This window comes from Erwinia sp. HR93, assembly GCF_034555055.1.
GTDB classification, from domain to species: domain Bacteria; phylum Pseudomonadota; class Gammaproteobacteria; order Enterobacterales; family Enterobacteriaceae; genus Apirhabdus; species Apirhabdus apintestini.
Window position 1 is genome coordinate 1,269,801 of the sequence record NZ_JAXUDP010000001.1, and the last position, 13,855, is coordinate 1,283,655.

The 13,855-nt window shown below is 52.3% G+C and carries 11 protein-coding genes; 7 read left to right on the forward strand and 4 right to left on the reverse strand.

The features are described from left to right. Positions 1–89: 89 nt before the first annotated feature. From SFA31_RS05915 to fbp, 3 genes are all read right to left on the reverse strand, one after another. The gene (locus SFA31_RS05915; RefSeq protein WP_322837142.1) at positions 90–1,907 is read right to left on the reverse strand and encodes a sulfatase-like hydrolase/transferase; all 1,818 of its coding nucleotides are present in this window, start codon (positions 1,905–1,907) and stop codon (positions 90–92) included. An 829-nt stretch (positions 1,908–2,736) separates the two neighbouring features. After that, positions 2,737–3,267, reverse strand: a complete 531-nt coding sequence (ppa, locus tag SFA31_RS05920) for an inorganic diphosphatase (protein WP_322837143.1) — start codon at positions 3,265–3,267, stop codon at positions 2,737–2,739. A 245-nt stretch (positions 3,268–3,512) separates the two neighbouring features. Then, entirely contained in the window at positions 3,513–4,511 is a 999-nt protein-coding gene (fbp, locus tag SFA31_RS05925) for a class 1 fructose-bisphosphatase (protein ID WP_322837144.1), read from the reverse strand. Between the two features lie 172 nt (positions 4,512–4,683). Between fbp and mpl the strand changes: the two genes are divergently transcribed. Further along, complete coding sequence (gene mpl / locus SFA31_RS05930; RefSeq protein ID WP_322837145.1) at positions 4,684–6,054, forward strand: UDP-N-acetylmuramate:L-alanyl-gamma-D-glutamyl-meso-diaminopimelate ligase; 1,371 nt, start codon at positions 4,684–4,686, stop codon at positions 6,052–6,054. A gap of 322 nt (positions 6,055–6,376) precedes the next feature. Here the strand turns inward: mpl and yjgA are convergent, their stop codons facing one another. Continuing rightward, a complete protein-coding gene (yjgA, locus tag SFA31_RS05935; RefSeq protein ID WP_322837146.1) occupies positions 6,377–6,925 on the reverse strand; it encodes a ribosome biogenesis factor YjgA in 549 nt (182 codons plus the stop codon). Between the two features lie 168 nt (positions 6,926–7,093). Here yjgA and pmbA point away from each other — a divergent pair, with 168 nt between their 5' ends. The 6 genes from pmbA to mdcE all read left to right on the forward strand — a co-directional run bounded on the left by pmbA (position 7,094) and on the right by mdcE (position 13,673). Next, the gene (gene pmbA / locus SFA31_RS05940) at positions 7,094–8,434 is read left to right on the forward strand and encodes a metalloprotease PmbA (protein ID WP_322837147.1); all 1,341 of its coding nucleotides are present in this window, start codon (positions 7,094–7,096) and stop codon (positions 8,432–8,434) included. 794 nt (positions 8,435–9,228) lie between these two features. Then, a complete protein-coding gene (gene mdcA / locus SFA31_RS05945) occupies positions 9,229–10,884 on the forward strand; it encodes a malonate decarboxylase subunit alpha (RefSeq protein ID WP_322837148.1) in 1,656 nt (551 codons plus the stop codon). Next, entirely contained in the window at positions 10,884–11,741 is an 858-nt protein-coding gene (locus SFA31_RS05950) for a triphosphoribosyl-dephospho-CoA synthase (protein WP_322837149.1), read from the forward strand. The genes mdcA and SFA31_RS05950 overlap by 1 nt, the downstream gene beginning before the upstream one ends. Positions 11,742–11,750: 9 nt before the next feature. After that, positions 11,751–12,050, forward strand: coding sequence for a malonate decarboxylase acyl carrier protein (gene mdcC / locus SFA31_RS05955; protein ID WP_322837150.1), 300 nt, complete (start codon positions 11,751–11,753; stop codon positions 12,048–12,050). Continuing rightward, positions 12,043–12,876 (forward strand): biotin-independent malonate decarboxylase subunit beta, encoded by an 834-nt coding sequence (locus SFA31_RS05960; RefSeq protein WP_322837151.1) that lies wholly within the window; start codon positions 12,043–12,045, stop codon positions 12,874–12,876. The genes mdcC and SFA31_RS05960 overlap by 8 nt, the downstream gene beginning before the upstream one ends. Then, positions 12,873–13,673, forward strand: a complete 801-nt coding sequence (mdcE, locus tag SFA31_RS05965; protein ID WP_322837152.1) for a biotin-independent malonate decarboxylase subunit gamma — start codon at positions 12,873–12,875, stop codon at positions 13,671–13,673. Before SFA31_RS05960 ends, mdcE begins: the two co-directional genes overlap by 4 nt. Positions 13,674–13,855 lie beyond the last annotated feature (182 nt).

The window sequence follows — 13,855 nt, forward strand, 5'->3', positions numbered from 1 at the left end:
ACATTACAGTTGATAGCGATGTCTCAGGTGGTGATTAATGAAAATTATTCGCCAGGCGAAAAGCGCTCCGCTCCGCCTGGCAAGAGGGACTACTGTGTTTTCACAAAATGGGTCATTTGCTCCATCGCTTCACGCAGATAGAGATAATTGGGTTTCTCGCGCGTTTCACGATTATGGCTATCCATGTAGTGGCTGATTCCCACACCATTAACCATATAGATGTTTTCAGGCGTGCGCAGCGCCCAGGAGCTGTAGTTTGAAAGCAGCAGCCAATTCCGCTGCGGCATATTGCTAAATAAATCGTATCCCGTGGAGTAATCGCGGGCGTTATTAGCAACATTGAGATAATGCTTCATTAGCGTTGGCAGTACATCTTCATGGCTGGTGATTTTATCCACATTATCTGCCAGCAGCGGTGCGTCTTTTGCGCCAATAATAATAAAAGGTACTTTTGTTTGTGCGTCGGTAAAGTTGCCATTGTGGCCCCAAAAGCCGAGGCGATTATCGTTCATCTCTTGTGCATGATCGCCGGTGATGACGATAAGCGTGTTTTCAAGGTTATTAGACGCTTGCAGTGTGTCATAGACGTTTTGTAAAACGCGATCGATAAAGTAAATGCTTTGTTTATAGCGATTAAACATCGGCGTGGGATCGGTATTATTTTTCAACGTCATATAGTTGATATCTCCCACGGGCTTAAACTTAACCTCGAAATCGGGTGGGAAATCATAGGCGTGAGCCGAATCGTAAAACAAAAATGAGAAGCTAGGGCGGCTAACGTCCCGCTGTTTATACCATTGGATCCAGTCTTTGGTCAGGTTAGCGTCGCGTTCTGGTGCTGACGCGCCTTCACTTTTAATTCTCAGATCTTTTACGGTAGCGAATACTGTGCGATCGAATTCCGGAAACGTGATTTTTGCAGAGGAGAATATACCAATATTGTAATCTTCTTTCTGCATAGTAGTGATAAGCGGAGAAGGCAGTGAGTTATTCAGAAATGATTCCCAGTATGTGCCAGGAATCCCGTAAAACAACCCAAAAATCCCGGTGCGGGTTGCATTGCCTGTGGAATAATGCTGGTGAAAAGCCACACCGCTATGCTGTTTTACAAAGCGCCAGGTATTAGGGGATACCTCTTCATTAAAAGTATCATAGCGCCATGAGTCGATAACTAAAAAGAGAATATCGTAGGGTTTCTTATTTGATTGCGTAATTTCCAGCTCTTTTAGCGGATAAGTGACATGGCTTTTCTTCGCACTGTTCGCATAAATATTTCTTTTTTGCCCATCTTTATCAAAGAACCCCATAATTTTCTTTGAAGTGAGTGGATAGTACATTGGCAAATACTCTTTAACCACCATGATAGGGGAATATGAGTAATAAAATGCCACCATATAGCCAATATTATTAACCAGTATCGTAAAAACGAAAAATAAACTGGCATACCAAAGTCCGCTTGACGCTTTTTCCCGGTGCTGCGACAGTTTTCTTATTAGGTTAATAATAAGGTATTCTAAGGCAAAAACTATCAGCGCCGTCAAGGCCATAATGGCGCAGGTCGCCCAGGAGAAATCGACGACCTGGCCAAAAAGTACCATGGACAGAACGGATTCATTAATATGGAAGCGGTACTGCTCAAAGACGAGTATATCTACATATAGCGCTATCTGTGCGCAGCTGAAGATCAATGCGAGTAGTATGTTTCTGGTTTTTTCCCGTAGCAGCAGCAGCGGGAGACAGAGAAGAAAAAGTAGCAAATATATTAAGAAAAAGTTACCTAATATCGCAAAGAAAGAGAAAAAGGCGCCGGGAGGAGTAATGGCCGTTCCGGGAACGATAAAGAATTTCACAGATATAATGGCCGAAAATAGTATGTTTATAAACGAAAATAAAAGAAATCTACGCATTATGTTACCAGTTTACTTGTTACAATTGTTTATGATTGATTATTATGATTTAACGCTGCATGCGTTCTTATAGCAGAATAAAGAGTTCTTGTAGTATAAAGGGATAAGGTTAGCGACACTAGCTGTTTTATTTATTATAATAATTGGATGAAGTTTTGTTTATATTTCCAGGAAAGGAATTATTTGCTGATAAAACATCATTCACAGAAATAATATAACGCTGTCTTGGCTGAGAAATGACGTTTTATTTCTTTATTTAAAGTTGGAGACGTAATAAATTTGAGAATCCTCATATTTTGTCGTTTATTCTAAAAGTTAGTCGCTTTCAGATAATTTATCGCCTAAGTTTACGATAAAGCTCTTTCCTTTGCGTGGCTTTATCACAGCGTTACCGGCACCGGCTGGATATGAGAAAAGACGTATTTGCTCGCTATCATTTGAAACGTATTGGCCTCGCGCCAGGTAAGGGCGGATGCTTTGCTGTGCCAATGCTGAAATGATTCAGTGATTTTCTTCAGCGGCGCGCAGCGCCAATACCAGAAATGCTGCAAATGAAAGATGGGTAGAGCCTAAAGATTAACACTGGGTTCGGTTTAGTCCGGGATAAGTCTACCCGCTATTTGACGCCAGTGAGGTTTAACATCTTTACGCATTAGGTATACAACGTGGTTTCCGGCGTTTAATCCCGTTCTGGCAATAAAACGGGGTTAAACGCCGATGATGATGCCGTGAAGGGGCGGGGATGCAGCCTGATGATAGGCTAATAAGCGCATGTAAAAAACGCACCGCCGGTTTTGGCGGTGCGGTTAAATACATTGGCGGCGATGATTTATTTCTTTGCTGCGCGCTCAAAAGAAGCCACGATCTCAGCTTTTGCGGCTTCTGCGTTATCCCAACCGTCTACTTTCACCCATTTTCCTTTTTCCAAATCCTTGTAGTGTTCAAAGAAATGGGTAATTTGAGCTTTCAGCAATTCCGGTAGATCGTTCACATCTTTGATGTGATCGTATTCTTTGCTCAGCTTGGTGTGCGGAACGGCGACCAGTTTGGCATCTTCACCGGATTCATCGGTCATTTTCAGCACGCCAACCGGGCGGCAGCGAATAACGGCACCGGGCTGCAGCGGATAGGGCGTCGGGACCAGCACATCAACAGGATCGCCATCCAGAGAGAGCGTATGATTGATGTAGCCGTAATTGCACGGATAGAACATGGCGCTGGACATAAAGCGATCCACAAACAGCGCGCCGCTTTCTTTATCAACTTCATATTTGATAGGGTCAGCGTTCGCCGGGATTTCAATAACAACGTAGATATCTTCCGGCAGATCTTTACCCGCAGGAACGTTAAGTAAGCTCATGTTTGTTTCCTTTAACTGTGTGGCAAACAAGTGCCGGACATTATAGCCGGGAGTTGGGCGGAAAGTCTTCGCCTGATTTTACTCGCTCAGGGCTGAACAAATAGACCGTAAATGGCGCTAGATGGGGTAAAGCAGAGCACGCTTTGAGTAAGCGCCTGTGCGGGGGCTTATTGGCCGGCTAAACGGCCCCGGCGCCTGAAACCAGGAAAACAGCACCGGGCAAACGCGAAGCATCGCGGTTTTGGTTAGTTATCCGGGTTTTCGCGGATAAAACGTTCAACGTCATCGACCATATGATCGGAGCCGACAAAGAATGAACGGCGCTGATGCAGGTTATCAGGAATAATATCCAGAATGCGCTGGCTCCCGTCGCTGGCTTTGCCGCCCGCCTGCTCCGCTAAAAAGGCCATCGGATTGCATTCATAGAGTAAACGCAGCTTACCGTCCGGGTGGCTGGCGGTACGCGGATACAGATAGATACCGCCTTTGAGCAAATTGCGATGAAAATCAGCGACCAGCGAACCAATATAGCGGGAAGTGTACGGGCGATCGGTTTGCGCATCCTCTTCCTGGCAATATTTAATGTATTTTTTCACGCCCATTGGGAATTTGATGTAATTCCCTTCATTGATTGAATACATTTTTCCCCGCGCCGGAAAGCGCATGCGCTCCTGGCTCAGGCAGAATACACCAAGAGAAGGATCGTAAGTAAAAGCGTGGACGCCGCAGCCGGTAGTATAAACCAGCATGGTTGATGAACCGTAAACCACATAGCCTGCCGCCACTTGTTTATTGCCCGGCTGCAGGAAATCTTCCATCGTCACCGGGGTGCCCACAGGCGTAACGCGCCGATAAATAGAAAAAATAGTGCCGACCGAGACATTAACGTCAATGTTTGATGAACCGTCGAGCGGGTCCATCAGAACCACATATTTTGCGTGCTCGCAGCCTTCAAACACCACGATTTCATCTTCTTCTTCCGAGGCTATGCCGGCAACGATGTCGCGCGCTTTGAGGGCAGCTTTAAGTTTTTCGTTGGCGAATAAATCGAGTTTTTGCTGCTCTTCACCCTGGACGTTTTCCGTGCCGCTGGCACCCAGAATGTCAACCAGACCGGCTTTATTAATATCGCGATGGATAATCTTCGCGCCAAGCTTAATGGCTGAAATCAGCGCGGTCAGTTCCCCGGTAGCCTGGGAAAATTCATGCTGCTTTTCGACAATAAATTCACCTAACGTCTTCATAAACCAGTCCCTGCCGTTACCTATTAAAAAAGTTACGGCAATATTAACAAACATTCAAAACGCCGCGCTCAGGTGAATCGCGCCAGCAAAATACAGAAAAAGATGAAAGGGTGTTACCTTGCCGGCGGACATATAGGTAGAATGAACGCCGGGATTTTAAAGGGTAGAAATTATGCGCATTCATATTCTGGGGATCTGCGGCACCTTTATGGGCGGGCTGGCGATGTTGGCGCGTTCGTTAGGGCATGAAGTCACCGGTTCAGACGATAACGTCTATCCGCCGATGAGCACGCTGCTCAGCGAACAGGGTATCTCTCTTACAGAAGGCTACGATCCGGCTCAGCTCGATCCGCGCCCCGATTTAGTGATTATCGGCAATGCGATGACGCGCGGTAACCCCTGCGTTGAAGCGGTGCTGGAAGATAATATTCCGTATATGTCAGGTCCGCAGTGGCTGCACGATTTTGTACTGCGCGATCGCTGGGTACTGGCCGTGGCGGGAACGCATGGGAAAACCACCACTGCGGGGATGCTGGCCTGGATTCTCGAACGCTGTGGCTATCAGCCGGGCTTTGTTATCGGCGGCGTGCCTGGCAATTTCGACGTATCTGCGCGCCTGGGTGACAGCAATTTCTTCGTGATTGAGGCGGATGAATATGACTGTGCGTTCTTCGATAAACGCTCTAAGTTTGTACACTATTGCCCGCGTACGCTCGTCCTGAATAATCTTGAATTCGATCATGCGGATATTTTTGACGATCTCAAAGCCATCCAGAAACAGTTCCATCATTTAGTGCGCATCGTGCCTGGTAAAGGGCGCATTATCTCCCCGGAACATGACATTAACCTGAAGCAGGTTCTGAGCATGGGCTGCTGGAGCGAACAGGAACTGACCGGTGAGCACGGGCGCTGGCAGGCGAAAAAACTGACGCCGGATGCCGCCCGCTGGGAAATTTATCTCGACGATCAGCGCGTGGGCGAAGTGAACTGGAACCTGGTGGGCGAGCATAATATGCATAATGGCCTGATGGCTATCGCCGCCGCGCGCCACGTTGGCGTGTTGCCTGCGGAGGCGGCGCAGGCGTTGGATTCCTTTATTAACGCCCGTCGGCGTCTGGAACTACGCGGTGAAGTTTCTGGCGTTAGCGTGTACGACGATTTTGCGCATCATCCTACGGCGATTCTGTCTACGCTAGCGGCTTTGCGCGGCAAAGTTGGCGGTACCGCGCGCATTCTGGCGGTACTGGAGCCTCGTTCTAACACCATGAAAATGGGGATCAGCAAAGAGGATCTGGCGCCGGCGCTGGGGCGAGCCGATGAGGTGTTTCTGTTCCAACCGCCGCATATCTCCTGGCAGGTATCAGAGGTAGCGGACGCCTGCGTACAGCCGGCGCACTGGAGCGCTGACGTTGATGCGCTGGTGGAGATGGTGATGAAAACCGCGCAGCCGGGGGATTATATCCTGGTGATGAGCAATGGCGGCTTTGGGGGCATCCACCAAAAACTGCTGGACGCGCTGGCGGCAAGAAAATCTCAGGCATAAAACTGTTATTAGGCCGGCGCGGTGCTCCGGCCAATATTTGCTGCCTGCTAAAAACCATATCTTCCGGAGGCGGCCATTATGGGCTTTCACCCCGCCTGACTGTCTTTAAATTTGCATTCCATAAACTGGCGGCGGGTTTGTCGCGGCGCGTATCGGTAGCGGCTATTCTTCACCGCTTTTGCCGGGCGGAGTCGGCGGAATAGGGCGGCATTGCCGCTATTTTTCGTGTAATTGAATCTGGATAAACTGGCCACAACGCGCTATGGCGCGGGGCAGAAAAGGAAACGCCCCGGAATATTCAGGGCGCTCAGGCTAACTCAATTTACTGGGCTTCGGCCAGTTCGCGCAGATACTGGAAAATCTGCCGCGCGGATTTCGGCGGCTTATTGCCTGCCTGCTCTTTTTTAGCGTTGCGGATCAGCGCGCGTAGCTGCTGCCTGTCCGCATTTGGCCACAGTGTAAGCACCTCTGGCATCGCATCATCGCCCTGCTCAATAAGCCTGTCGCGCAGTGCTTCCAACTTATGAAACAGAGAAACCTGCTGATTGTGGCGATTTTTAAGTTTATCCAGCGCCTGGCGCAGCGGATCGACATCGCGGCTACGCAGCATTTTTCCGATAAGCTGCAACTGGCGCCGGCGTCCCTCTTTCTTTATTCGCTGCGCCAGCTCGACGGCATCGCGCAGTTCTTCATCCAGCGGAATTTTATCCAGCGCGTTTTTACCCAGCGCAACCAGCTCGGCGCCAAGGCGCTTTAGCTCTTCGGCGTCGCGCTTAATTTCACTTTTGCTGACCCAGATGATTTCATCATCATCGTCGGTAACATTCTCGGGCGTATCATCGAGCCAGTCTTCTTCAGGCTGCTTTATCATCTCAGGCTCCTCAAAAAAGAGGCTAATACTAGCAGTTCAGGCGCGCGCGGAGAAAGGATTCTCTGTTAGACTCACTCCAGGCTGCGTTCTTTTTCTTACCGTTGGGTGGTCCAGGCAGGCCGTATACGGCGCTGGCGTTTCATCCATACCAGACATTATGGCATCGCAATGAAAGTAATGACACAAGTTGAACAACAGCGCAAAACGCTGGAACAGGCCGTCGCGACGGCGCTGGAGCTGGCAAAACGGCACACTGACGGTGCGGAGGTTGCGGTAACGCGCACCACCGGTATTGGCGTTAGCACACGCAACGGCGACGTTGAAAACGTTGAATTTAATAGCGACGGCGCGCTGGGTATCACCGTCTATCAGCAGAACCGTAAAGGCAGCGCGTCTTCCACCGATCTCAGCCCGGAGGCGATTGCGCGTACCGTGCAGGCGGCAGTGGATATCGCCCGCTATACCTCTCCTGACCCGTGCGCCGGCGTGGCGGAGAAAGATCTGCTGGCCTTTGATGCACCCGATCTTTCACTGTTCCATCCGGCTGAAATCGATCCGGAGCAGGCGATAGAGCTGGCCGCGCGGGCGGAAATGGCGGCTTTAGGCGTAGATAAGCGCATTACCAATACCGAAGGCGGCAGTTTTAACAGTCACTACGGCATTAAGGTGTTTGGTAATAGCCACGGCATGCTGCAGAGCTATTGCTCATCGCGCCACTCCTTATCAAGCTGCGTTATCGGCGAGCAGAACGGCAGCATGGAGCGGGATTACGCGTACACTATCTCCCGCGAACTGGATGCACTGCAAAGCCCGGAACAGGTCGGCGAAGAGTGTGCGCGGCGTACGCTGGCGCGCCTCGCGCCGCGCAAGCTGTCAACCATGAAAGCGCCGGTAATTTTTGCAGCAGAAGCGGCAACCGGGCTGTTCGGCCATCTGGTTGGTGCCATCAGCGGCGGTGCGGTATACCGGAAATCCACGTTTCTTCTTGATGCCTTGGGGCAGCAAATCCTGCCCTCGTGGCTCACTATCGAAGAGCATCCACATCTTTTAAAAGGGCTGGCCTCAACGCCATTTGACAGCGAAGGCGTTGCCACCGCGCGGCGTGATATTGTCAAAGACGGCATTCTTCAGCAGTGGCTGTTAACCAGCTACTCTGCGCGTAAGCTTGGGCTACAAAGCACCGGTCATGCGGGCGGCATTCATAACTGGCGTATTGCCGGTCAGGGGCTGGACTTTGCCGGGATGCTGAAAAAAATGGGGCGCGGGCTGGTGGTCACTGAACTGATGGGGCAGGGCGTCAGCGGTATCACCGGAGATTATTCACGCGGCGCTGCCGGGTTCTGGGTAGAAAACGGTGAAATCCAGTATCCGGTCAGCGAGATAACCATTGCCGGCAACCTGAAAGAAATGTGGCGCGATATTGTTACCGTGGGCGACGATATTGAAACCCGCAGCAATATTCAGTGCGGTTCTGTGCTGCTGCCTGAAATGAAAATTGCTGGTCAATAACAGATTCCATTAGCGCGAGAACGCCGCGCCGCTTAAAAACGTCGTGCAACAAAGCCCGGCGTTTTTTATTGCACTACGTTCTGTGGGCATGGTCATCAACAGTTTTTGGCTCTGCCTGATTATTGTCCGGGGATTTAAAATTTATAGGCTGCAGGGACTTCTTTTCAGGGACGTTGGTTCGCCCCTGCGGGGTGAAATTAAGGCCGCCTTCTATGAAGGCGAATATTTACTATTCTTCCTTAACCTCTTCCAGAAAAGACGATGATTGATTGCCAATAAATAATGACGTCCTGCTGATTGAGTCATCACATCAAACGGTCTTATTTCTGTATTAATGGCTTCAGATTAACGCTATTTTTTGTTTTTGCCCGGATGGGCAGTCAGTATCGCCTTCTGCGGGCATTCGTCACGCAGAAAAACAGCACAGAATAACTATTTTGTACCTGTTACAGACAATCTTCTGCAACGTTTATAGTTGGCTATTGTTAACAGAAATATTACGTTTCAATTAACAAGAGATATGCCTTTCTGAAAAGAAGCCAAAAGTGGCACGGGTGAATAAAACGCACCCAATGCTTAGCAGTCGTGCCGCCTTTTGTGACGCTAACCGCCAAAAAACTTCCGCACTTAATTTCGGCATGCTGCCTGCGAGTGAGCTCACAAAACCTTACATTGATTATTACTTTCAGGCTAATGATTTACCCGGGTAGTTAATTGATAGCGTTCACTGGTTGGTCCAGACTTATTGCAGTGCTAAGCAACTCACATTGGTTTGCTGAATCTGGAGGTTAATAATGACGACTTGCCAAACGCCAGCAAGGGTCTGGAACACGCGCCGCACGGAAAAACAGCGGCGAGTGGCGTCCGTCCCGGTTGAAGGTAAGGTGATTCCGACAGAACACCTTGTCGAAATGCTGGAAAAACTAATTGCGCCCGGCGATCGGGTAGTTCTGGAAGGAAACAACCAGAAACAGGCGGATTTTCTTTCGCGCATGCTGGCGGAAGTGAACCCGCAAAAGGTCCACGATCTGCATATGATCATGCCGAGCGTAGGACGTAGTGAACACCTGGATATTTTTGAAAAAGGGATCGCGCGGAAACTCGACTTCTCATTTTCTGGCCCGCAAAGCCTGCGTATTGCCCAGCTTCTGGAAGATAACGTTCTGGAAATTGGTGCAATCCATACCTATATCGAGCTGTATTCCCGCCTGTATGTTGACCTGGTGCCAAATATCGCGCTGATCGCGGGTTATAAAGCTGACCGTAAAGGCAATCTCTATACCGGGCCGAGCACCGAGGACACCCCTGCGCTGGTTGAAGCCGCGGCTTTCCACGACGGCATCGTTATCGCGCAGGTTAACGAACTGGTTGACGATGAGTGCGACCTGCCGCGCGTTGATATCCCCGGCTCGTGGATTGATTACGTTGTTGTCGCAGACAAGCCATTCTTTATTGAACCGCTGTTTACCCGCGATCCGCGCCTGATCAAACAGGAACATATCCTGATGGCGATGATGGCGATTAAAGGGATTTATGCTGAACATCAGGTGCAATCCCTGAACCACGGCATCGGTTTTAATACGGCCGCGATTGAGCTGCTGCTGCCGACCTACGGCGAGAAACTGGGCCTGAAAGGCAAAATCTGTAAACACTGGACGCTGAACCCGCATCCAACCCTGATTCCAGCGATTGAAAGCGGCTGGGTCGAAAGCGTGCACTGCTTTGGCGGTGAGCTGGGGATGGAAGAGTATATCCGCGCGCGCCCCGATGTCTTTTTTACCGGTGCAGACGGCTCTATGCGCTCGAACCGCGCATTCTGCCAGATGGCTGGGCAATATGCGGTAGATATGTTCATCGGCTCGACGCTGCAGGTAGACGGCCTCGCTAACTCCTCAACGGTAACCCGCAGCCGTTTATCCGGCTTCGGTGGCGCACCGAACATGGGGCATGACCCGCACGGGCGCCGTCACGCTACGCCAGCCTGGCTTGACATGATAACCGAGCCGGATCCAATGCAGCGTGGGCGCAAACTGGTCGTTCAAATGGTGGAAACCTTCCAGGCCGGCGTAAAACCAACCTTCGTCGAAAAACTGGATGCGGTAGACGTGGCGAAAGCCTCCAAAATGCCGCTGGCGCCGGTCATGATTTATGGCGATGACGTTACCCACGTACTGACGGAAGAAGGGATTGCCTACCTGTATCGCGCCAAAGATCTCGAAGAGCGCCGCGCCATGGTTGCTGCAGTCGCCGGGATCACCGATATCGGGCTGGGCGTAGACGCTAAACGCGTCGCAGACCTGCGCCGCAGCGGCAAAGTTGTGTATCCGGAAGATATGGGCATCCGCCGCACTGACGCCAGTCGCTCGCTGCTGGCCGCCAGCAGCGTCGCCGATCTGGTGGAATGGTCGGGCGGTTTGTATAACCCACCGGCAAAATTCCGGAGCTGGTAATGAGACTCCAGCCGCAGACAGAGAGCCTGGCCCGCGCGCGTATATTGGCGCAGATGGCTACGCAGAGCCTGATAGACGAAGCGCGCTTAAGCCCGAAACCGGGGTTGGTGGATAGCCGTGGCAACGGCGCGCATCTCGATTTATCACTCGCCCTGATGGAGCGTTCGGCACATAGCCTGACCTCCACCTTTCAGGCGCTGGCGCTGCAAAGCTGGCAGCGTCCGGCAGATATCGCTCTGCGTCAGACCATCGGGCGTCTGGGGCGCGAAGGTGAGCAGCAGATGATGGCGGCCACCGGCGGTGTGAATACGCACCGCGGCGCTATCTGGGCGCTGGGGCTGTTAGTTAGTGCTGTCGCGATGCTGGGCGGCGCTGCGAACGCACAGGCTATCGCTGATGCGGCGGCAAGTCTGGCGGCGCTGCCGGATACGGCGGCTCCGAAAGTATTCAGTAAAGGTCTGCGGGCGACGCGGCGTTATCAGGTTCCCGGCGCGCGGGAAGAAGCGCAAAACGGTTTCCCGCACATTATGCGTCTCGCGCTGCCGCAGCTTCTGCGCAGTCGCCGTCAGGGGGCGAGCGAAGACGAAGCCCGGATCGACGCACTAATGGCAATTATGACTTCGCTGAGCGACACCTGCGTACTTTCACGGGCCGGTCTGCCGGGGCTGGAGACGATGCAAAACGGCGCGCGCGCGGTACTGCTGGCTGGCGGCTGTCGCTGCCCGCAGGGTAAAGCCGCGCTTGCACAACTGGATACGCGAATGCTGGCGCTTAACGCGTCGCCGGGCGGCGCTGCCGACCTGCTGGCAGCCACGCTGCTGCTGGAGCGTATCTCAGAGCCACATTTACACGATTAAGAGGGTGTTATGGAACAGATGAGTTTGTCATTCCCGGCAACCCGCACCGTTAGCGGAAAATCGCTGGCAGGCGTTGTGGGTTCCGGTGATATGGAGGTGCTGTTTACCGCCGACCAGGGGAAATCTCTGACCGTCGATATCATCACCTCAGTGGATAACAGCAAAGTGCGCTGGCAGGCGCTGTTTGACCGAATCGCTTTGACGGGCAATCTGCCCGCCGGGCATATGCAAATCCACGATTTTGGCGCGACGCCGGGCGTGGCGCGTATTCGCATCGAACAGGTGTTTGAGGAGGTCAGCCATGCGTGACGATCGTAGTTTTATCGAGCTAAAAGCGCGTGAGCGCGCCCACGCGCTGCTGGATGACGGTAGCTATCGTGAACTTCTCGACCCTTTTGAAGGCATTATCTCTCCGTGGTTAGGGCCGCAGGGCATTGTTCCTCAGGCGGATGACGGTATGGTAGTAGCAAAAGGCACTATCAACGGTAAACCGGCTGTTGTCGTTGCCATCGAAGGTGCCTTCCAGGGCGGCAGTATGGGTGAAGTGTCCGGTGCCAAAATGGCGGCAGCGCTGGAGCTGGCGGCGGAGGATAACCGTAACGGAATTCCAACTCAGGCGGTATTAAGCCTCGAAACGGGTGGGGTGCGCCTGCAGGAAGCGAACCTGGGGTTGGCGGCTATCGCTGATATCCACGCAGCTATTGTCGATTTACGCCGCTACACGCCGGTTATCGGCATTGTGACCGGGACAGTAGGCTGTTTCGGCGGAATGTCCATTGCCGCCGCTCTTTGCAGTCATCTCATCGTGACTCGCGAAGCGCGTTTGGGGCTCAATGGACCTCAGGTTATCGAACAGGAAGCCGGCATTGAAGAATATGACTCTCGCAATCGTCCGTTTATCTGGAGCATGACCGGCGGCGAAGTACGCTACGCCAGTGGTTTGGTTGACGCACTGGTACCGGATGGCATTAACGCGGTGAAACAGGCGGTGAACGATGCACTGGCGAAAGGCGTGCCGGAGCGCGTGCGCACTGATAACTACGCGTGGTATCTGGAGCGTTTGAGCCAGTTCGATACGCGTAAGCAGGCCGACAGCGAGCAGATTAAACAGCTTTTTGGGGAGGTGAAATCATGAGCCAGACACAAAGCCGCGGTGCCTTATGGCTAGAAAAACTGGTGCCAGGCGCGCAGCGTATGAGTGGCCTGTGTCCCTCTGTCCAGGTGGCGGATGGTGACATCGCGGGCGAAAGCGCGCGCTTCATCGCCGTCGTACCGGATGCCCACAACCACTATCCTCGCGCAGCGCAGGGCGAGGTAGGGCTACTGGAAGGCTGGACGCTGGCAAAAGTAGTCAGTGAAACTATCGCCGAAGACAAAGATAACGTGCATAAGCGCGCCATCATTGCCGTCATTGATGTACCGAGCCAGGCCTATGGCCGCCGCGAAGAAGCGTTTGGTATTCACCAGGCGCTGGCAGGCGCCGCTGCCGCTTATGCCAATGCGCGGCTGGCCGGGCATCCGGTTATTGGGCTAATTGTCGGTAAGGCGATGTCCGGTGCTTTCCTGGCGCACGGCTATCAGGCAAATCAGCTTATCGCGTTCAACGATAGCGGCGTGCAGATCCATGCGATGGGGAAAGAATCGGCGGCGCGTATTACGCTGCGCAGCGTAGAGGAACTGGAGAAACTGGCCTCTACTATCCCGCCAATGGCGTATGACATCGAGAACTATAAAACGCTGGGATTGCTGTCCAGCCTGCTGGATATCACTAACCCAGATGCGCCGTCATCGGATGACTTAGCGCTGGTTAATCGCACGCTGCAGCAGGCGATTGGCGAGGCGCGCCAGGACAAGATGTTGAAAAACCGTCTCGGCGCAGACAATCGACGCAGTTCTGCCCTGGTGCGCGAACGCATGCGCGCCAGCTGGTAAAACTCAAAAAGACTAAGACAGACCTGCCAGACAGTACGCCGTTGCCCGTGTTTTAGGCGCGCACTCTGCGATGGTTTCCCGGCACTGCCGGGAAAGCCGCCGCGTAGCGCACGCCGGCGGCGTACTGATACTGAAAATAATAATCATCGTTCTGGTGCTGATTTTTCTACATTACAGGTGAA